We start from the raw sequence: 19,230 nt of genomic DNA, 5'->3' as shown, positions 1-19,230 counted from the left end.
TGGCAAGCATGCGGATTAGAAACATAAGCGCACCGAACAGGGCAAAGGTGAGAATGCCTAGTGCCGGAACGTGGGCAAAGAGCAATGCGGAAACAACCATCAAGACCATCGCAACCGAAAAGACTACGATGCCGCTGATAACCAAACGTAAAACCGTCTTGGTAGCAAGCTTCCAAATCCGGGAACTCCGAATGTAGGATTGTATTTGAGTTAAAGCTCTTAGCACCGAAAATTCACTTATGAAGATGTGGTACGAATACAAGTTATCCAATACATCCGTTATTCCACTATTGCTAGCTCCTAGGCGAGCTTAGTCCGCGATTTGTGAATTGCCGTCTAAATTTTCGCTGCACCATGAACGAATGGCAGCGATCTCTGCTGCCGCGCGGCGTACTGGACTGAGCAACTGCGGCGATTTTCATGCTGCGTGCACATGCAGCGAGAAAAGGCGATGACCGGGTTGGGCTCGAAGCAGCCATTAATGGAGTCGCTACTCCAGCCCTTCTTCCCCCAACAAATGCCGCCCCTCCCGATCCTCGACCTCGACGACCCAGAGATCAGGGTCAAAGCTGCGTTGGCGTTGGATCGCCTGATCCACGTCGCCCTCAGGGCCTGAGGACAACTCAACCCATTTTCGATCACCGCTCATTAGATCAAAGCTGCGCTGGAACGCCACCGCCTGGCCGTCCAACGTGTTCAGTTTAACCAGAACCGCGCCTGCGGTGTCGTCTCCGTGTGCAACCACAAAGGCCGGGATTTCCTGAAACCGCAGCCGCGCGAGATAGGCGTGGACCCAGAAATCTGCCGTCAGGCGCGTCATGCGTTTCCGTCTTTAAAATCCAGCCCCATTTCCGAGTAGCGTTCGGATTCCTCCAGCCAATTGGGCCGGACTTTGACCTGCAGAAACAAGTGGATTTTGCGATCCAGGAATTCTTCCAACTCGGCCCGTGCGGCCTGGCTCACGGCCTTGATCGTCTCACCTTTTTTACCCAGCACGATGCCCTTGTGGCCGTCGCGCATGACATAGATAATCTGATCGACCTTGGCCGAGCCGTCCTTGCGTTCTTCCCAATTTTCAGTCTCGACCGTAAGCTGATAGGGCAATTCCTGGTGCAGGCGCAGGGTCAGTTTCTCGCGGGTCATTTCGGCGGCGATCATGCGCATCGGCAAGTCCGCGATCTGATCTTCGGGGTACAGCCACGGACCCTCGGGCACCTCACCGGCCAGCCATGTCCGCAGGTCACCAACGCCGTGACCCTTTTCTGCCGAAATCATGAAGGTCTCAGAGAAGGGATAGCGCGCGTTCAGATCGCTGGTCAGGGCCAACAGGACCTCGGACTGAACCCGGTCGATCTTGTTGATGGCCAACGCGATTTTGCGACCCTGGCCAATCTCTTCCAGACCTTCCAGGATACGCTCGACGCCTTCGGTGATGCCACGATGCGCCTCGACCATCAGAACGACAACGTCGGCATCTGCCGCACCACCCCAGGCCGCCGCGACCATGGCGCGGTCCAGACGGCGACGGGGTTTGAACAGGCCCGGCGTGTCGACAAAGACTAGCTGCGCGTCACCTTCCATCGCCACGCCGCGAATACGGGCACGAGTGGTCTGCACCTTATGCGTCACGATCGAGACCTTGGCCCCGACCATGCGGTTCAGCAGGGTGGATTTGCCAGCGTTGGGCTCTCCGATCAGGGCGATAAATCCGGCGCGTGTGGTCATGGTCAATGCGATCCTGTTTGCAAGTGCGCACCCCTATAGCAGAAAGGCGCGGCGGGCCAGAGGGATTTGTCGCATTGCCGCCATGCGCAGAGGGTGGCAGGACTATGACTGCGCCACGCCAAACCCAGCCAGGCGATGATCCTTTACGCGAGGTAGACATGAACCGTCGTGAGTTTCTTTTGAGCAGCGCAACCGCTGCAGGGGCGCTGGGTATGGGGGGCTATGGTGTGGCAGCGAGCCATGTGAAAGAGCTGATCCTGCAGCCTGCCAGTTTTGCGCTGCGCGGCGGCCAGATCACCAATGGCATGGTCAGCCTGTCTCCGGACGCACCTCCGCCGGTGCTGTACGGACAGCAGGGCAAGGTGATGCGGCTGCCGGTTCGCAATACGCTGCCCGACTACACAGCCATGCACTGGCATGGGCTGCGCATACCCAACGCGATGGACGGAGTGCCCTATCTGACCCAGATGCCAATGGGCGAAAATGAGCTGTTCACCTATGAGTTCACACCGCCGGATGCGGGCACCTACTGGTACCACCCCCATTGCATGACCATGGAGCAGATGGCGCATGGCTTGACTGGTGTGATGGTGATTGCCGAACCTGAAAACCCCGGCTTCGACAGCGAACAGGTCATAAACCTACGCGATTTCCGGCTGGATGACGACGGCAGCTTTTTACCAGCCTTTACCCAACGTGGCGCAGCGCGGTCCGGAACCTTCGGAAATGTCCATACTGTGAATTGGCTGCAAAACCCAACCTATGATCATGCGGCCGGGGGATTGGTGCGTTTGCGGGTGGTCAATACGGACACAACCCGGACTTACAAGCTGCATCTGTCGGCCTCGGACGCACGGATCATCGCCTGGGACGGTCATCCGATCGAAGGTGAGGTGCCACTGCCCGCCCAAGAAACGCCATTGATGGTCGGACCCGGGCAGCGCGTCGATATTGCCGTGGCGATGCCCACAGACGAAGGTCAGACCTTCGATCTGATTGTCAAACTGCCGGGGCAACCCCACAGGGCGATGGTACGGCTGCGGGCCATAGGGCAATCGCAGGCCCGGAATCTGCGAGAGTTGCGCCCCCTGCCCACCAATCCGGTTGCCAAACCCGATTTGGCCAATGCTGAACTGCATGAGTTTGTTTTTGGCTGGACGCCAGAAGGCGGCATCCCGGATAACGGTTTTTGTGGCACGCTCGGGTATAACTTCTGGTCAATAAATCGCAAACCTTGGCCAGGGGATGCGGCGCAGGATGTAGGTCCTTTGGCGACTTTGAAAATGGGCAAGACCTATGTGCTGCGCCTGCGCAACGAATCCCCCAACACACATCCGATCCACCTGCATGGTTTGGCCTTCAAGCCGATCCGCTCGAACCAGCGAAAACTGCCGCCTTTGATGACGGATACCATGCTGCTGCTAAAGGATGAGGTGGTAGAGATCGCGCTGGTTGCGGACAATCCCGGCGACTGGGCCTTTCATTGCCATGTTATCGAGCACCAGAAAACCGGGCTGACAGGGTTTATTCGGGTGATCTAAAGGCTCCTGTTGCCCGATCCTGGCGCAAATCAAGTTCAAGCACATGATTGGGATAGGCCTGATCCTGGATCCGAAAGCTTGTGGTTCCGATATGTTCGAACCCCTGTGACAGGTAAAAATCAATCGCGGGTGTGTTCTCGGAATTGGTGGTGAGCCAGGTTCTTTCACCACCAAGTTCACGGCAGTGTTGTAGCGCGGTGTTCAGCAGCGCCTTGCCAACGCCTTTGCCCTGGTGTCTCGGCTGAACATAGAGGGTTGAGATTTCCGGGCCACCTACACCGGGCAGCGGAGGCGTTCTATCAGTCGCGACGGCGACATACCCAATCAACCCTGATCCCGCCTCAAGTACAGACAGAAATTCTGTTGGATCGGCGATGCGCGCCTTGGCGCGTTGGGTGGTGAATTCGTTCAAGGCATAATTAGCAAAGAATGCGCCGATGCCATCACGCTGATAAGTGGCCAGCCAGACCTCAATCGACAGCGCTGCAAGGCTGGAAGCATCAGAAGGGATTGCAGGTCTGATTTTCATATTGTGCTGCCCGTTCAGGCCACAACGATCAGTGTTTCCAGGCAGCGACACATTACCCCAAACGCTCTAACAGGGCCTTGGCTGCTGCTTGTTCTGCCTGCCGCTTTGATCCAGCAGTGGCTTGGGCTTCGGTACCGTCCTGCAGTCGGGCTGCAATGGTGAAAACCGGGGCGTGATCCGGGCCGCTGCGCCTTACTTCGACATAGGAGGGCGGCTTCTGCCCCCGCGCCTGCGCCCATTCCTGCAGCGCGGTTTTTGCGTCGCGTGCGTCGGCCTCAACATTGTGGATGCGGTCGCCCCACAGCGCCAGGATTACATCACCCGCGGCCTCAAATCCGGTATCGCGGTAGATGGCAGCGATCACAGCCTCCATCGCGTCGCCCAACAGGGCCTGCTTTCGACGGCCACCCGACAGCATCTCGGACCGGCCGAGTTTCAGGACCTCACCCAGATCAATCTGGCGGGCAACGTCGGCACAGGCTTCTTTACGAACCAATGCGTTGAAGCGGGGCGCCAACTGCCCTTCTGACGCTTTCTTGTCTGCCTCAAGCAACGCAGTGGCCATAACAAGGCCCAAGACACGATCGCCCAGAAACTCCAGCCGTTGGTTATCAGGTCGCGTTGCTGAGGACACCGAGCCATGGGTCAGTGCGCGCACCAGCAGTTCAGGGTCTTTGAATTCATACCCCAAACGTTTCTGGAACGCTTTTATCTCAGCCGATAGCTTCAATTGACCGCCTTAAAGAAGCGATCCCCGCGCCAAGTCCAGAAGAACAGCATCGACCGGCCAGCGGACGAGAACATGATCCGGTCGGCCCGACCGATCAGGTTTTCATAGGGCACATAACCGACCCCACCCGCAGATTGCGGTACACGGCTGTCGCTGGAATTGTCGCGGTTGTCCCCCATAAAGAAATAATGGCCTTCGGGCACGGTGTAGATGCCGGTATTGTCGGAGCCCTGCTTGCCAATATTCAGCACGTCGTAGGATACGCCGTTGGGCAGGGTTTCGATCAAACGGGACTTTTCGCAAAGACCGCCCAGACCAACTGGTCCATTTTCACAGCGCGGGCGCAGGCGTTGCGGGCCCTGCGGTTCTGACAATTCGGTAAAGACACCATCGGGCTGTTGCGGAACCGGCGTACCGTTTAGGATGACCTGGCCGTTACGGACCTGAATGCGGTCTCCCGGCAGGCCCATGAGCCGTTTGATATAGTCGCGCCCGCTTACCGGATGGCGGAAAACGATGACGTCGCCGCGTGCAGGCTCACCGCCCCAGATCCGGGAATTGTCTTCGCTCTTCATCCAGCCACAAACATCCTCGGCATCGATATTCAGACCAACTCTGGAAATGATCAGGCTGGGGCACGACGCATACGAATAGCCATAAGCCATCTTGTTGACGAATAGGAAATCCCCGATCAGCAGGGTCTCTTTCATCGAACCTGACGGAATCCAAAAAGGCTGAAAGAACAGGGTTCGGAAAATGCCCGCAATCAGCAGTGCGTAGACGATGGTTTTGATCGTCTCCCAGATGCCACTTCCGGTTTTGGCTTCTTCGGCCATTCTGCTCTCCAGTCCTTGCGTTGTTGGGTGCTACATGCGGGTCGGTCAGGGGCAAGTCAAGGCTGTGCAGCACCTTCTTGGCGTGGCCGCGCCTCGATCACCACAAAGGCCTGCGCCCAAGGGTGATCATCGGTCAGGGTGACGTGAATGATCGCCTCGTGCCCGTCTGGCGTCATCGTTGCCAACCGTTCCGCGGCCCAGCCGGTCACCTGCATCACCGGCTGACCGGTATCAAGGTTTGAGACGGCCATATCCCGCCAGGCGATACCCATCCGCAGACCTGTGCCCAACGCCTTGGAACACGCCTCTTTCGCGGCCCATCGTTTGGCATAGGTGCCCGCCGTATCCGCGCGACGTTCCGCTTTGTGCTGTTCGATGTCGGTGAAGACACGGTTGCGAAAGCGATCGCCAAAGCGATCAAGCGTGCCCTGAATGCGATCGATATTCGCAAGGTCTGTGCCGATGCCGAGGATCATTGGTTGCGATTTCCCTGTTTCAAAAAGGCAGCGTACCCACGATTTACGCCGGCAACAAATGCATACCGGCAAAAGACAAACGACACGGCGAGGCAAAGTACAAGCTCTAGCCCAATAGACAGCCAAGCCCGGTAGCGAAAATTAGATGCAACTGCATCCCCAAATACCAACGCAATCGCAAAAACGCAGATCACACAAACCAAGGTGGTCCAGATCATTTTCCAGGCAAGAACCCAGCTTTTGACCGATGGTCCGCATTGCCTTCCCCTTGCTCCCGCTTTGCCTCCATAAAAAAACGCTGCCGTCGCCAGGGCCAACCCCAAAGGCAGCGTTGCGAGGGGCCATGTCACATCTAACCACCATTTGATCAGCGACAAAAACGACAGTCCCGAAAAAAGGAACGCAACAAAGGTCAAACGATCCAGCTTGGCCTCTGCGTTCGTCGCCAATATGGTCTTCATTGGCTTCACCACTGCACCGCCTTGAGGATCATTGTGGTTGTTCTTTACGTTTAACCCGTTGCATGGCCTTCAGTTCGGTTTTCACCGCAAGCGGCACCAGCGCTGCATTCACGATAAACGCTGCAGAAACCAAAATTATATCAATTGCCAGAGTGCGATACAGTAGGGGAGGCGCATAAAAAGCCATATACGCCTCAACGAGAAGGGACATTTTGAGTTCCGAGGCGCTGCTGTAGAATTGAAACACCTGCCCGATCAAAAGGAGCGCTGTCCAGTTTACGACGTAAAAAACCAAAGCGCCCAAAACCGCAAACCACACGATTTCCCGCAGCTTTAATGTGCGGCGCGCCGTGCGGGCAAAACTCTGCGCTGTGATCATAGCTGCCAATACCGCTGAGATGACCGGAATGCCCGGTGGAGTGAGATCATACCTGAACAGAATTTCAATTGTCGCGAACATCAATGTCAGCGAAAATCTGATTAGCAGTAGCCACAGGGCAAAGAGCCAAAGGCTTGGTGTTTTCATAGCATAGTCTCACCTTAGTGCGCTGTTTTGGCAGTGCCGGTATTTGGGTATTTGATCGCACGATTAGAACGTGTCCATAAAACGTTCAGAATTCTTTGGGGTGGCTCCGACAGCGGCAACAACTACGCGACTATCAGGTCGATCGCCTGCTGTTTTTAAGGTACGTGCGCGCCCCTAATGCGACAAACACACGACACATCAAAAAAGCAATAAGCAGAATCATGCAAAAGCCGATAGCCAAAAACAGAATAGGGATGTCACGAAGCGGGGCCGACAACGAAGGCAGCGCGAAAAACAGCAAGGCCGCCCAAACAAGAGAAATTACCATTCCCACGCAAGCCATAAAAAGAGCCGCATTCCACATTTCAGACTTGGCTGGCATTTCGTCAAACTGCTGCGCATATCGCTGACCCTCGAATATTGCCCCAGCTATAAACGGAACCATGTGAACAAAGCTGCCAGACAAATCGACATCAAACACGGCGCTAGCCGCAAAAACGAACAACGGGATAGCAATGCTGACCAAAGTGAAAACAAGTGAAAATCTGAGAATGCTCGAACTCATGTCTAACTCTGTTTGTTGATTAGGAGGTTTTTAAAAGCGACCTGGAAAGCTGCCCTGTTTCAGTGGTCTGTCACCTGCGGTAGGCTACCTTTTCACTCACGACAACCGCACCGTCAGGATCTTATAGCTCGCCACTCCAAAGAACCCTGCAAACGCAAAGTCGAACCAGCGGCGGGCGCGGCGGTAGGCGCGGACCATGCGTTCGGATGAGAACAGGAACGCGTAGCCGATGAAGATAAAAAGCGACCCGGCATAAAGCAGGCCGAAATAGCCCAACAACATCGACAAGCTGGCGTCATTTGGGGCCACGATGGCATAGATCGATCCCCAGCTGAGGATCGCCTTGGGGTTGGTCAGGTGAATAGCCGCGCCTTTGGCAAAGATCGCCCTCAGTGAACCGGTGACCGGGTTGCCTAGCGCAACCTCATCCGAGCTCATGGCGCGACGCAGGGCTTTCAGCGCCAGCCAGCCCAGATAGGCCACACCGAAATAGCGGATCACCTCAAACACCCAGACATTGGCCAGCATAATCGCAGACAGTCCCAATGCAGCAGCAACACCCCACATGGCCGACCCCGCGCAGATGCCTAGCGCAAAGGCCAGACCTGCGGTGCGCCCCTCATTCATGGCGGTTCCGGCGATACCCATGGTCGCAGGGCCCGGAGACCCTCCGGCCATCAGCCAGGCCAACCAGATGGCGACAAACCCTGTGGTGATCACGCCCGCGCCTCATCCATAAGGCGGCGCATCTCAGAAATTGCTGGGGTAAGACCGCGGAAGATGGCTTCGCCAATTAGAAAGTGGCCGATATTTAGTTCACGCACTTCAGGAAAGACCGCCACGGGTTTGACCGTGTCGTAGGTCAGGCCATGGCCCGCGTGCACTTCGAGACCCAGCGAATGAGCAAAAGCGGACATGTCGCGCAGGGCGTCCAATTCACGCGCGGCCTCATCCATATGACCGTCTGCATGCGCGTCGCAATAAGCGCCGGTATGAAGTTCGATCACCTCGGCGCCGATACGGTGGGCGGCCTCAATCTGACGCTGGTCGGCGGCGATAAAGATTGACACGCGACAGCCAGCCTCGCGCAGCGGGGCGATGTAATGGGCCAGCTTGTTTTCTTCACGCGCGACTTCCAGCCCGCCTTCGGTGGTGCGTTCCTCGCGCTTTTCGGGAACGATGCAGACGGCATGCGGCTTGTGGCGCAGCGCGATCTTCTGCATCTCGGGCGTGGCTGCCATTTCAAAGTTCAGCGGCACAGTCAGAGCGTCCATCAGCGCTTCGATATCTTCGTCTACGATATGGCGGCGGTCTTCGCGCAAATGCGCAGTGATACCGTCGGCTCCGGCTTCTTCGGCCAGTTTTGCCGCGCGCATCGGATCCGGGTAAGCCCCGCCCCTGGCATTGCGAATGGTTGCCACATGGTCGATGTTTACACCCAGACGCAGTTGATTGTCAGACATCACCCGATTCCTTTCCCGATTTCTGGCCCGAGCCTAGTGGGTTTGTCACAGAAACGGCAGTCTTGGATTCCGCCAAGCGTTTGATTTCTTCGAACTTCGCCTTGATCCGGGCGCGGCGTCGCTGCTGGTACGTGCGGATCAGAGGCAGGCTGAGGTAATGACAGATCACCGCGGCAAGAAGACCGGGAAAAATGCTGCCGATAAGATAGGGATAGAACACCTCGTGGTAGAAGATGCCCAACCCGTGCCAGTCCGCAACCCGATCGGTAAACAGGGCGACCAAGTTGTCTTTGAGATCATAAATGGCGTTGGCGAAGGTGCGCATCAGCCTATGCGATTCGCCTTCTTCAAAATCGGTTCCCAACAGGAAATGCCCGGTTTGCAGGCAAACAACGCCGATGGGCACATAGGTCAGCGGATTGCCAAAAAACGTCCCACTGAGCGCCGCCAGAATATTGCCATTGATCAGCCGCGCGCACAGGGCAGCCACCACAAAATGCAGCCCATAGAACGGGGTAAAAGCCGCAAACACCCCTGCCCCGATCCCGCGCGCAATGCGTTCCGGTGAATCCGGCAGGCGGCGAACACGGTGTTTGACGTAATGAAAGGCCCGGGTCCATCCGCCACGGGGGTAAACGAATTCCGAAGCAATCTGGACAGGCGAGCGTCGATCTCGGCGCTTAAATACCACTCCTGATCACCCCTTTATCAGCCAGCCGCGACAGCGGTTTTGGACCTGTCCCTGTAGCGTTCAACCGCAGCCACGTCACTTTCAGCCTCAAGCATCAGCATCAGCGAATGCAGCTGTTCCAGGTCGCGCAGCTCGACACTGATCATAAGGCGGTAAAAATCCGGTTTGCGATCGACGAATTCCAGGTTCGAGATATTGGCCTTTTTCTCGCCAATCAATGTGCAAATGCGCCCCAGCACCCCGGCATCATTACCGATGGTCAGATCAAGCGTCATACCATAGACAGCGGGGTGGGTGCCAGAATGCCAGTGCAGGTCGACCCAGCGGTCGGGTTCGCTTTCGTGATCGGACAGGCGGTCGCAATCGATGGCGTGCACAACCACACCTTTGCCGCGATAGGTGATGCCGACGATGCGTTCCCCCGGCAACGGCTGACAACACGGCGCGCGTTCGAATTTCTGCCCCGGTTCAAGGCCAATCACCGCGCGGCGCAGGGGGATCGCGTCACCTTCGTCCTGGGTCAGTTCGGGATAAACAGCGCTGATCACGTCATGGGCTGTCAGTTCAGCGCTGCCAAGGCGAGCCAGCAATTCGTGACGATCCTTCAGGCGCAGGTGCTTTGCAGCCGTGTCCAGCGCTTTGTCTGTCGACTTGCGACCCACGTTTTCAAAGCCGGAACGGGCCAGTTCCTTGCCCAGCTTGATGAACCGCTCGCGGTCGACTTCGCGCAACGCCCGGCGAATGGCGGTGCGGGCCTTACCAGTCACCGCAATTTCCAGCCATGTGACCTGCGGCGTCTGGCCGTCGGCGGTGATGATATCCACCGATTGCCCGTTCTTGATCCGAGTCCACAGCGGCACGCGGATGCCGTCCACCTTGGCACCAACGCAGGCATGTCCGATCCGAGTATGGATCGCATAGGCAAAATCAATCGGCGTTGCTCCACGGGGCAGTTTGACCACATCGCCCTTGGGCGTAAAACAGAACACCTGGTCGGAATACATCTCGAGCTTGACTGCCTCGAGGAAGTCTTCGTGATCCTCCTCGCTGTCGAACTGTTCGGTCAGGTTGGCGATCCACTTGGCCGGGTCCACCGCAAACGGGTTTTCCGAACGTACACCGTCGCGATACGACCAGTGCGCCGCAACCCCGGTTTCGGCGACATCGTGCATCTGGCGTGTGCGGATCTGCACCTCGACCCGTTTACCGTCACGCCCAGACACCGTGGTATGGATCGAGCGGTAACCGTTCGATTTGGGCTGGCTGATATAATCCTTGAACCGACCCGGCACTGCGCGCCAGCGCTGGTGGATAGCGCCCAGGGTGCGATAACAATCTTCCTCGGATCGGGTAATGATGCGGAAACCGTAAATGTCGGACAGGCGCGAAAAGCCCTGGTCCTTTTCCTGCATCTTGCGCCAGATCGAGTAAGGTTTTTTGGCACGGCCGAATACCTCGGCCTCAATCCCGGCCTTTTCCAGCTCGTGCCGCATATCACCGGTAATGCGGTGGATCACGTCACCGGTTTCGCGCTGCAAAGTGATAAAGCGGCGGATGATTGACTGGCGGCCTTCGGGGTTCAGAACACGGAAGGCAAGGTCTTCCAGCTCTTCCCGCATCCATTGCATCCCCATGCGGCCTGCAAGCGGCGCATAGATATCCATCGTTTCACGCGCTTTGACGACCTGTTTCTCGGGTCGCATTGCCTTGATCGTGCGCATGTTGTGCAGTCGGTCGGCCAATTTCACCAGGATCACCCGCAGATCCTTGGACATCGCCATGAACAGCTTGCGAAAGTTCTCGGCCTGTTTGGTTTCACGGCTGGACAGCTGCAGATTGGTCAGCTTGGTGACGCCATCGACCAGCTTGGCGACTTCTTCCCCGAACAATTCAGACACTTTGCCGTAATTGGCTTTGGTGTCTTCGATCGTGTCGTGCAACAGCGCGGTAATAATGGTCGCATCATCCAGACGCTGTTCGGTCAGGATGGCAGCAACGGCAACGGGATGGGTAAAGTAGGGCTCGCCGGAATGGCGGAACTGACCCTCATGCATTTGTTTGCCGAACTCATAAGCCCGGGCAATGCGATCAGCATTTGTCTTAGGATTGTAGTTGCGGACCAGCGCAATCAGATCGTCAGCAGAAATCATCCGGTCCGCACCTTCGTGTTTGGGAATTACCCCTGGCCTTGAGCCTCCATCAGAGCGCGCAACAGCTTCTCTTCGGACATATCGTCATCGGCAGGCTTGTCCGACTCGGCACCCATCAGCAGAGCCATCTGATCTTCTTCGGGCTCGTCGACCTCGATCTGGGTCTGGTTCGCCTCGATCAGACGCTCGCGCAGGTCATCGGCGCTTTGCGTTTCATCAGCAATCTCGCGCAGCGATACGACAGGGTTCTTGTCGTTGTCGCGGTCGACTGTGATCGGACCACCGGCGGAAATCTCGCGCGCCCGGTGGGCGGCCAGCATCACCAGTTCAAACCGGTTCGGAACCTTGTCAACGCAATCTTCTACCGTCACGCGGGCCATTGGGCGCTCTCCGTTACTGAATCCATGTCAGGAAGAGGTTTATCTAAGCGCGAATCCCCGCCTTGACAAGCAAGAAATGCCGCAAACGCACCCTTCACATAGGGGTGACTGCCGCAATGTCTTCGGCAGACAGGTCAGAGAGCATTTCCGTAACCGTCCGGCCCAGCACAGGATGGCGCCAGTCCGGCGCCACATCCGCCATCGGAACCAGGACAAAGGCGCGGTCCTGTAGGCGGGGATGTGGCAGGATCAACTGGCCCGGAACCTCTTGCCGTTGCGCTTCGGGCGACAGAACGAGCCATCGGTTAAATTCGGTGAGGTCCGGCAGAACTTGGTCGCCAAAGCCCACCAAATCCAGATCCAGCGTGCGCATCCCCCAGCGCTGAACCCGTTCGCGGCCAAACTCATGTTCAACTGCATGCAGGACCTGCAGCAACTCCGCCGGGGATTTATGGGTGTCGATTAAAGCTGCCGCATTGATGTAATCTGGCCCGGCCCCAGCAGGAAAACAGGGGGTTTCAAAAAAGCGGCTGACTGCGCGAATCACCACCCCCTGACGCGAAATCGCGTCAATGGCGTTTTGAAGTGTCACCTCGGGTTCAACACCTCTCAAACTGAGATTTGCACCCAAGGCGATGACCGCTTCTGACGAAAAATTGCTCATTCTGCTCCCAATATTCGGCGAATTGCATACTTGCGATACATAATAAATGCCCTAATTATGGGCTTATCAGCGCTCTGCTTATTTCTTAGCCACTCACCTAACACCCGGCGCGCTGGTTTGTACCGGAAGGATCTATTTATGTTTTACAAAGACGAACGGCTAGCGCTGTTCATCGACGGCTCGAATCTTTATGCAGCCGCAAAAGCACTGGGGTTTGATATAGACTACAAATTGCTGCGTCAGGAATTCATGCGTCGCGGCAAGATGCTCAGGGCTTTTTACTATACAGCGCTATTGGAAAACGACGAATATTCGCCGATCCGTCCCTTGGTTGACTGGCTGCACTACAACGGCTTCACCATGGTGACGAAACCGGCCAAGGAATACACCGACAGCATGGGGCGTCGGAAAGTCAAAGGGAACATGGATATCGAATTGACTGTCGATGCCATGGAACTGGCACCGCGGGTCGATCATATCGTGCTGTTTTCGGGCGATGGGGATTTCCGCCCGCTGATCGCAAGCCTGCAGCGTCAGGGCGTGCGCGTTTCGGTCGTGTCGACCATTCGCAGCCAGCCCCCGATGATTTCCGACGAGCTGCGCCGCCAGGCCGACAACTTCATCGAACTGGAGGACCTGCGCGACGTGATTGGCCGGCCTCCGCGCGAAATGCCCATGGAACCGCGCAGCGTCGCAGCTGGCGTACAATAAGACCCGGCCACTCACTGCCGGGGGAAGAACTAGCGCGGTCAGGATGCACCACCCTGGCCGCGCTTCTTTAATTAATGATTAGGTGCTGAAACACCCATTGGCTAACATCGATTCATGTCAGGTAAATGACGCGCTCCTGTCTGGACCAAGGCCGGGAAAAGACTTACCTGTGGCCTTATGGAGACCCTGACATGACCAAGCCCCCGCTGACCTTGTACCTTGCCGCCCCTCGTGGATTCTGCGCCGGTGTTGACCGGGCGATCAAGATCGTCGAGATGGCGCTGCAGAAATGGGGTGCGCCGGTGTTTGTGCGCCATGAGATTGTGCACAACAAATTTGTGGTTGACGGGCTGCGCTCCAAAGGTGCCGTATTTGTCGAGGAGCTGGACGAATGCCCCGATGACCGCCCGGTGATTTTCTCGGCCCATGGCGTGCCGAAATCCGTGCCGGCCAGCGCCGCCCAGCGCGAGATGATCTACGTCGACGCAACTTGCCCGCTGGTGTCCAAAGTCCATGTCGAGGCCCAGCGCCACGCCGAGGCCGGGTTGCAGATGATCATGATCGGTCACAAGGGACACCCCGAAACCGTTGGCACCATGGGCCAGCTGCCCGATGGTGAGGTCCTTTTGGTCGAGACCGTTGAAGACGTGGCCAACGTGCGGGTCCGCAACCCGGAAATGCTGGCCTTTGTCACCCAGACCACACTGTCGGTGGACGACACCAAGGACATCATTGCAGCGCTTGAGGCCCGTTTTCCGGCCATTGTCGGCCCGCATAAAGAAGATATCTGCTATGCTACCACCAACCGGCAGGAAGCCGTGAAAGAGGTTGCACCGAAGTCCGACGCTTTGCTGGTGGTCGGCGCGCCCAACTCATCAAACTCCCGCCGTCTGGTCGAGGTCGCATCGCGCGCCGGGTGCAACTATGCGCAGCTGGTACAACGCGCCACCGAGATTGACTGGCGGGCGCTTGAAGGCATCTCCTCTGTCGCAGTCACTGCGGGCGCTTCGGCCCCCGAAGTGCTGGTCACTGAGGTGATCGACGCCTTTCGCGACCATTACGATGTCACTGTCGAACTGGTCGAAACCGCAGTTGAAAATGTTGAATTCAAGGTGCCGCGTGTGCTGAGGCAACCCGCATGAGCGGTATCCCGAAAGCCCCGCTATACCTTGGGCTGGCGGGGCTCATCCCATTTGTTTGGGGCGCGCTGACCTATCTGAACGGCGATTTGAACGACTGGGGCAGACAGACGCTTGGGTCGCGATTTGTGGGGCCTTACGTCCAGCTATTCTACGGCTCGGTGATCCTGAGCTTTATGTCCGGTGTCTTGTGGGGCTTTGCCACCAAAACGTCAGGCAGCAAGGCGGCAACCTGCTATGCGCTGTCAGTGCTTCCTGCGCTTTGGGTTTTCTTCAAGACCGGTGGCGGGCCAGTCAGCACCGGCATCAATCTGATGTATGGCTTTGCCGGTTTGCTGATATTGGACGCTGTCTTTTCATATTGGCGGCTAACTCCGGTATGGTGGCTCAGACTGCGATTATTACTGACCGCTATTGTCCTGATATGCCTTGCTGTCGGAGTATACCTGTGACTGACCAGAAAACGATCGACGCCTATTCCAGCCGCGTCGCCGCCTATCTAAGCATCCCCCTGCCCCCAGAACAGATCGAGTCGCGTATGGCTTTTGCAGAAGCTGTGGGTGAGGGTCATGTTTTAGATCTGGGGTCCGGCCCCGGCTCGGACAGCGCGTTTTTCCTGCGTGAAGGTCTGACCGTGCGGGCGCTGGACGCAACCCCGGCTTTTGTCCAACACGCACGCGAGAATGGCGTCGACGCCCATCTGGGCACGTTCGATGATGTCACAGAAATGGCCGAATATGACGGCGTGTATGCCAGTTTTTCGCTGCTACATGCCCCTCGCAAAGATTTTCCGCGCCATCTGGCAGCCATCCACCAGGCCCTGAAACCCGGGGGCGTCTTTTTCCTTGGCCTGAAACTGGGCACAGGCGAACACCGCGACGATCTAGATCGATACTACACTTATTTCTCACAGACCGAGATCGAAGAGGCGTTGGCTGCGACGGGGTTCACGATCGACCGCATAACCACTGGCATGGGCAGAGGGTTGGCCGGGTCGTATGACGGCTTCATTCTGGTGCTGGCCCATGCCTGAGTTGTTTGCTTATACCGATGGTGCCTGTTCTGGTAATCCCGGCCCCGGTGGCTGGGGCGTTCTTCTGCGCGCGATCGAGGGCGACACCGTCCTGAAAGAGCGTGAACTTTGCGGTGGTGAGGCTGAAACCACAAACAACCGGATGGAACTGCTGGCCGCCATCAACGCACTTGAAACACTAGAGCGGGCGTCGAAGGTTATCGTCGTCACGGACAGCGCCTATGTAAAGAACGGCGTCACCGGATGGATTTTCGGGTGGAAGAGGAACGGCTGGAAAACCTCGAACAAAAAACCCGTCAAGAATGTCGATCTGTGGCAGCGCCTGGACGAGGCACAAACTCGCCACGACGTGACCTGGGAATGGGTCAAAGGCCATGCCGGGCATCCAGAAAATGAAAAGGCGGATGAGCTGGCCCGCGCGGGCATGGCCCCCTTTAAGCCAAAAAAGGCGCAAGCGTGAGCGGGCTTGCGCTGCTGGACTATGCCTCGGTTCTGGTTTTTGCGCTGACGGGCGCGTTGGTGGCCAGCCGCGCGCAACTGGATCTGGTCGGTTTTGCTTTCATTGCCTGTTTGACGGCTGTGGGCGGCGGCACGGTACGCGATCTGCTGCTGGACCGGCACCCGGTGTTTTGGGTTGGCCAGCCTGCGTATATCCTGATCGCTGTCGGCGCTGCGGTGCTGGTTTTCTTTACCGCCCATTTGGTTGAAAGCCGCTATAACTGGCTGGTTTGGCTGGACAGTTTCGCGCTTTCCATCGCGGTGGCAGCTGGCAGCGCCGCAGCGTTGTCGCTGGACCAATCCGGAACAATCGTGGTGCTGATGGGGGTCACCACCGGATGCCTGGGCGGGCTGATGCGCGATGTGGTTTGTAACGAGGTGCCGTTGGTCCTGAAACAAGGCGAACTGTATGTCTCTTGCGCGCTTGCGGGTGCGATGACCGCAGTGCTGGCTGCGCGTCTGGGCTTTGACGAATTGGCAACATTGGCAGCCTGCGCGATGATCTGCTGGGTTTTACGGGCAGGATCGCTGCTGTTTGGCTGGAAACTTCCCGTCTACAAAAGCCGCCCGCCGCGTTCCTGAGTACAGCCAGGTTCAGCGGCGCAGGTAGGTTTGCCAGATCCAGATCACCAGCAGGGCGCCCAGAACAGCGCCCACAAATCCCGACAACCAGCCCATCATCGTCACCAAAGCGCGCAACAGGAAACCACCGACCAGCGCGCCGACGATACCAATCAGCATGGTGGTGGGGATATCCGACTCAATCCGCATCAGCCTTGTGGCCAGGAAGCCTGCGGCGGCTCCGATGATGATCAGGGCGATGACGGGCATATTACTTCCTCCAATGGGTCGGGACGATGATCAGAGCACCGACCGAGGCGAGAACGGCGTTCGTGCCCAAGGACCACAGCCGAAAGCCAAACATGCGGCCGAGCATGAACTGTGCAAAATACAACAAAAACGCCCCGCCAATGCAGATGATGATCGATTGAAGATAGCCGTTGCGGGTAAAACCCGATTTCTCGGAAACCGCCCCAACAATGGCCGCAATCATAACTGTCCCAAGCAACGTCATATACATGTGGTTTCTTACCCTTGTTTTTATAAGCGACTGCCCGTCGCCACGTTCCATCCGCGCAGAAACTCTTCTGCATCCTGCGCACCTTTGCCTGCGCGCTGCAATCTCAGCAAACGCACCGCGCCTTCGCCGCACGCTACGGTGAGATTATCGTCCAGGACCTCACCAGTCGTACCCTGCCCTTCGGCTAGGCATGAGGCCAACAGCTTGACGCGCTGACCGTCGATTTCTGTCCACGCGCCGGGAAACGGGGACAAGCCGCGGATCTGGCGATCAACCTCAGTTGCAGTGCGGGTCCAGTCGATGCGGGCCTCGGATTTGTCGATCTTGGAGGCGTAGGTCACTCCATCTCGGGGCTGAAGTTCAGGGCTCAGGTGCGGCAAGCGAGTTAGAGCCGCGACAATGAGGTCAGAACCCATCTGCGAGAGACGATCATGCAGCTGCGCAGTCGTTTCCTGCAGCCCAATGTCGGTCGCCTGCTGCAGCAGGACGGGGCCGGTGTCCAAACCAGCCTCCATCTGCATGATACAGATGCCAGTCTGAGCATCACCAGCCATGATTGCACGGTGAATTGGTGCAGCGCCGCGCCAGCGGGGCAGCAGGCTGGCGTGGATGTTCAGACACCCCTGCAAAGGCGCATCCAGAATGGGCTGTGGCAACAGCAAGCCATATGCGACTACCACAGCCACATCAGCCTTGAGCGCAGCAAAAGCATCTTGCTCTTGTGCTGATTTCAAAGAGGCCGGATGGCGAACGGTCAGTCCCAATGCCTCGGCCCGCGCATGCACAGGTGTGGGTCGGTCTTTCTTGCCTCGACCTGCTGGGCGGGGTGGCTGGCAGTAAACGGCAGCGATCTCATGTCCGGCCGCGACCAGCGCATCCAACACCGGAACAGAGAAATCGGGCGTGCCCATGAAAATGACGCGCATATCTATCCCTGCTTTTTGGCTTTGCGCAGCAGCATGTCGCGTTTGACCTTGCTAAGCCGGTCGAAATACATCCTGCCGTTCAGGTGATCGATCTGGTGCTGCACACTGGTGGCCTCGATCCCGACAAAGTCGCGGCGGTCGATGATGCCCTGCTCGTTCAGAAACCGCACCGTCACCGCGCGCGGGCGTTTCACCTTGGCGGATACACCGGGCAGATTGGGGCTGGCTTCGTCATGCTCGCGCAGCTCGACCGAGCTGTGCAGGATTTCCGGGTTGGCCAGTCGCACCGCCCGACCGCGTTCGGTTGAACCATCCACAACCGCCAGTCGCAACATGACCCCGATCTGAGGCGCAGCAAGGCCAACGCCGGGCATTGCCTCCATGGTGTCGATCATGTCAGCCCAGATGGCGCGGATATCGTCGGTGATCTCGGTCACGTCACTGGCCGCGGTGCGCAGGCGCTTGTCCGGCCAGGGCAGACAGGTACGCACCGTCATGAGCGCGCCTGCTCGCGCTTGAGCTTTTGCATCTTGCGGGTGATCATCTGGCGCTTGAGCGGCTTGAGGTAATCAATGAACAACTTGCCGTTCAGATGGTCGATCTCGTGCTGAACGCAGGTGGCCCAAAGTCCATCAAAGGTTTCCCGCTGTGCTTTGCCGTCACGGTCGATCCACGCCACGTCTACGACCTTGGGTCGCGTCACTTCGGCGAATTGCTCGGGGATCGACAAGCAGCCTTCCTCATAGACATTGGTCTCATCCGAAGACGCGATCACTTCGGGGTTGAACATTATCAACGGTCGCGGAGCTTCGCCCTCTTCTTTGATGCAATCCAGTACGATCAACCGATCCAACACGCCGATCTGTGGCGCGGCAAGGCCGATGCCAGGCGCGTCATACATCGTTTCCAACATGTCATCAGCCAGCTGGCGCAGCTCATCCGACAGGTCGGCAATCGGCGCGCAAACCTTTTTCAGGCGGGGATCGGGATGGATCAGGATATTGCGTTTCATGGGGCTGATTTAGGCCATCACGGCCCCCGCCGCAACGCCCCCCTTGCACCTGCGGGAATTGTGGCTAGCTTTCGTCAAGACAGATGGAGAAGA

27 protein-coding genes are annotated in these 19,230 nt (G+C 57.5%); 7 read left to right on the top strand and 20 right to left on the bottom strand.

Features of this window, described 5'->3' with window-relative positions; genetic code table 11:
• Window positions 1-490 precede the first annotated feature (490 nt).
• Window positions 491-820, bottom strand: coding sequence for a DUF1491 family protein (locus RUM8411_RS19875; RefSeq protein WP_085824467.1), 330 nt, complete (start codon window positions 818-820; stop codon window positions 491-493).
• Window positions 817-1,725 carry a GTPase Era gene (era, locus tag RUM8411_RS19870; protein WP_085824466.1) on the bottom strand — a complete coding sequence of 303 codons (909 nt, stop codon included), beginning with the start codon at window positions 1,723-1,725 and terminating at the stop codon, window positions 817-819. The genes RUM8411_RS19875 and era overlap by 4 nt, the downstream gene beginning before the upstream one ends.
• 158 nt (window positions 1,726-1,883) lie before the next feature.
• Between era and RUM8411_RS19865 the strand changes: the two genes are divergently transcribed.
• A complete protein-coding gene (locus RUM8411_RS19865; protein ID WP_085824500.1) occupies window positions 1,884-3,266 on the top strand; it encodes a multicopper oxidase family protein in 1,383 nt (460 codons plus the stop codon).
• Here the strand turns inward: RUM8411_RS19865 and RUM8411_RS19860 are convergent.
• The 13 genes from RUM8411_RS19860 to folK all read right to left on the bottom strand — a co-directional run bounded on the left by RUM8411_RS19860 (window position 3,250) and on the right by folK (window position 12,737).
• Window positions 3,250-3,795 (bottom strand): GNAT family N-acetyltransferase, encoded by a 546-nt coding sequence (locus RUM8411_RS19860; protein WP_085824465.1) that lies wholly within the window; start codon window positions 3,793-3,795, stop codon window positions 3,250-3,252. The two genes, RUM8411_RS19865 and RUM8411_RS19860, sit on opposite strands and share 17 nt — an antisense overlap.
• A gap of 52 nt (window positions 3,796-3,847) precedes the next feature.
• Window positions 3,848-4,525: a ribonuclease III gene (gene rnc, locus RUM8411_RS19855; RefSeq protein WP_085824464.1), complete on the bottom strand. Its 678-nt coding sequence runs from the start codon at window positions 4,523-4,525 to the stop codon at window positions 3,848-3,850.
• Window positions 4,522-5,361, bottom strand: coding sequence for a signal peptidase I (gene lepB / locus RUM8411_RS19850; RefSeq protein ID WP_085824463.1), 840 nt, complete (start codon window positions 5,359-5,361; stop codon window positions 4,522-4,524). The genes rnc and lepB overlap by 4 nt, the downstream gene beginning before the upstream one ends.
• Window positions 5,362-5,417: 56 nt before the next feature.
• Entirely contained in the window at window positions 5,418-5,837 is a 420-nt protein-coding gene (gene acpS, locus RUM8411_RS19845; RefSeq protein ID WP_085824462.1) for a holo-ACP synthase, read from the bottom strand.
• Complete coding sequence (locus RUM8411_RS19840) at window positions 5,834-6,298, bottom strand: hypothetical protein (protein ID WP_085824461.1); 465 nt, start codon at window positions 6,296-6,298, stop codon at window positions 5,834-5,836. Before RUM8411_RS19840 ends, acpS begins: the two co-directional genes overlap by 4 nt.
• Before the next feature lie 28 nt (window positions 6,299-6,326).
• Complete coding sequence (locus RUM8411_RS19835; protein WP_085824460.1) at window positions 6,327-6,824, bottom strand: ABZJ_00895 family protein; 498 nt, start codon at window positions 6,822-6,824, stop codon at window positions 6,327-6,329.
• A 133-nt stretch (window positions 6,825-6,957) separates the two neighbouring features.
• Entirely contained in the window at window positions 6,958-7,389 is a 432-nt protein-coding gene (locus RUM8411_RS19830; protein ID WP_085824459.1) for an ABZJ_00895 family protein, read from the bottom strand.
• A gap of 96 nt (window positions 7,390-7,485) precedes the next feature.
• Window positions 7,486-8,109 carry a LysE family translocator gene (locus RUM8411_RS19825; RefSeq protein ID WP_085824458.1) on the bottom strand — a complete coding sequence of 208 codons (624 nt, stop codon included), beginning with the start codon at window positions 8,107-8,109 and terminating at the stop codon, window positions 7,486-7,488.
• Window positions 8,106-8,852 carry a pyridoxine 5'-phosphate synthase gene (locus RUM8411_RS19820; RefSeq protein WP_085824457.1) on the bottom strand — a complete coding sequence of 249 codons (747 nt, stop codon included), beginning with the start codon at window positions 8,850-8,852 and terminating at the stop codon, window positions 8,106-8,108. Before RUM8411_RS19820 ends, RUM8411_RS19825 begins: the two co-directional genes overlap by 4 nt.
• Window positions 8,845-9,543 (bottom strand): DUF2062 domain-containing protein, encoded by a 699-nt coding sequence (locus RUM8411_RS19815; RefSeq protein WP_085824456.1) that lies wholly within the window; start codon window positions 9,541-9,543, stop codon window positions 8,845-8,847. Before RUM8411_RS19815 ends, RUM8411_RS19820 begins: the two co-directional genes overlap by 8 nt.
• Before the next feature lie 17 nt (window positions 9,544-9,560).
• Window positions 9,561-11,693, bottom strand: coding sequence for a RelA/SpoT family protein (locus RUM8411_RS19810; protein WP_085824455.1), 2,133 nt, complete (start codon window positions 11,691-11,693; stop codon window positions 9,561-9,563).
• Window positions 11,694-11,719: 26 nt separating this feature from the next.
• Entirely contained in the window at window positions 11,720-12,073 is a 354-nt protein-coding gene (gene rpoZ / locus RUM8411_RS19805; RefSeq protein ID WP_085824454.1) for a DNA-directed RNA polymerase subunit omega, read from the bottom strand.
• Window positions 12,074-12,167: 94 nt separating this feature from the next.
• On the bottom strand, window positions 12,168-12,737 hold the full coding sequence (gene folK, locus RUM8411_RS19800) for a 2-amino-4-hydroxy-6-hydroxymethyldihydropteridine diphosphokinase (RefSeq protein ID WP_085824453.1): 570 nt from the start codon (window positions 12,735-12,737) through the stop codon (window positions 12,168-12,170).
• A gap of 138 nt (window positions 12,738-12,875) precedes the next feature.
• Here folK and RUM8411_RS19795 point away from each other — a divergent pair, with 138 nt between their 5' ends.
• The 6 genes from RUM8411_RS19795 to RUM8411_RS19770 all read left to right on the top strand — a co-directional run bounded on the left by RUM8411_RS19795 (window position 12,876) and on the right by RUM8411_RS19770 (window position 16,700).
• Complete coding sequence (locus tag RUM8411_RS19795) at window positions 12,876-13,448, top strand: LabA-like NYN domain-containing protein (protein WP_085824452.1); 573 nt, start codon at window positions 12,876-12,878, stop codon at window positions 13,446-13,448.
• A 191-nt stretch (window positions 13,449-13,639) separates the two neighbouring features.
• Window positions 13,640-14,590 (top strand): 4-hydroxy-3-methylbut-2-enyl diphosphate reductase, encoded by a 951-nt coding sequence (gene ispH, locus RUM8411_RS19790; protein WP_085824499.1) that lies wholly within the window; start codon window positions 13,640-13,642, stop codon window positions 14,588-14,590.
• Window positions 14,587-15,039, top strand: coding sequence for a DUF3429 domain-containing protein (locus tag RUM8411_RS19785; RefSeq protein ID WP_085824451.1), 453 nt, complete (start codon window positions 14,587-14,589; stop codon window positions 15,037-15,039). The genes ispH and RUM8411_RS19785 overlap by 4 nt, the downstream gene beginning before the upstream one ends.
• On the top strand, window positions 15,036-15,620 hold the full coding sequence (locus RUM8411_RS19780) for a class I SAM-dependent DNA methyltransferase (protein WP_234995300.1): 585 nt from the start codon (window positions 15,036-15,038) through the stop codon (window positions 15,618-15,620). The genes RUM8411_RS19785 and RUM8411_RS19780 overlap by 4 nt, the downstream gene beginning before the upstream one ends.
• Window positions 15,613-16,080 (top strand): ribonuclease HI, encoded by a 468-nt coding sequence (gene rnhA / locus RUM8411_RS19775; RefSeq protein ID WP_085824449.1) that lies wholly within the window; start codon window positions 15,613-15,615, stop codon window positions 16,078-16,080. The genes RUM8411_RS19780 and rnhA overlap by 8 nt, the downstream gene beginning before the upstream one ends.
• Window positions 16,077-16,700 (top strand): trimeric intracellular cation channel family protein, encoded by a 624-nt coding sequence (locus tag RUM8411_RS19770; protein WP_085824448.1) that lies wholly within the window; start codon window positions 16,077-16,079, stop codon window positions 16,698-16,700. Before rnhA ends, RUM8411_RS19770 begins: the two co-directional genes overlap by 4 nt.
• A 12-nt stretch (window positions 16,701-16,712) precedes the next feature.
• On the opposite strand, the gene RUM8411_RS19765 is transcribed toward RUM8411_RS19770, so the two are convergent.
• The 5 genes from RUM8411_RS19765 to def (RUM8411_RS19745) are packed head-to-tail and all read right to left on the bottom strand — an operon-like array spanning window position 16,713 to window position 19,137.
• Entirely contained in the window at window positions 16,713-16,949 is a 237-nt protein-coding gene (locus RUM8411_RS19765) for a GlsB/YeaQ/YmgE family stress response membrane protein (RefSeq protein ID WP_085824447.1), read from the bottom strand.
• Window position 16,950: 1 nt separating this feature from the next.
• Window positions 16,951-17,199: a hypothetical protein gene (locus RUM8411_RS19760; RefSeq protein WP_085824446.1), complete on the bottom strand. Its 249-nt coding sequence runs from the start codon at window positions 17,197-17,199 to the stop codon at window positions 16,951-16,953.
• Window positions 17,200-17,219: 20 nt separating this feature from the next.
• The gene (fmt, locus tag RUM8411_RS19755; RefSeq protein ID WP_085824445.1) at window positions 17,220-18,125 is read right to left on the bottom strand and encodes a methionyl-tRNA formyltransferase; all 906 of its coding nucleotides are present in this window, start codon (window positions 18,123-18,125) and stop codon (window positions 17,220-17,222) included.
• A 2-nt stretch (window positions 18,126-18,127) separates the two neighbouring features.
• Complete coding sequence (gene def, locus RUM8411_RS19750; RefSeq protein WP_085824444.1) at window positions 18,128-18,622, bottom strand: peptide deformylase; 495 nt, start codon at window positions 18,620-18,622, stop codon at window positions 18,128-18,130.
• Window positions 18,619-19,137 carry a peptide deformylase gene (gene def, locus RUM8411_RS19745; RefSeq protein ID WP_085824443.1) on the bottom strand — a complete coding sequence of 173 codons (519 nt, stop codon included), beginning with the start codon at window positions 19,135-19,137 and terminating at the stop codon, window positions 18,619-18,621. The genes def (RUM8411_RS19750) and def (RUM8411_RS19745) overlap by 4 nt, the downstream gene beginning before the upstream one ends.
• Window positions 19,138-19,230 lie beyond the last annotated feature (93 nt).

Origin of the sequence: Ruegeria meonggei (assembly GCF_900172215.1) — a bacterium.
Taxonomy (GTDB): domain Bacteria; phylum Pseudomonadota; class Alphaproteobacteria; order Rhodobacterales; family Rhodobacteraceae; genus Ruegeria; species Ruegeria meonggei.
The sequence above is the reverse complement of the archived record's forward strand: the minus strand, read 5'-3'. Positions and strand labels throughout refer to the sequence as shown.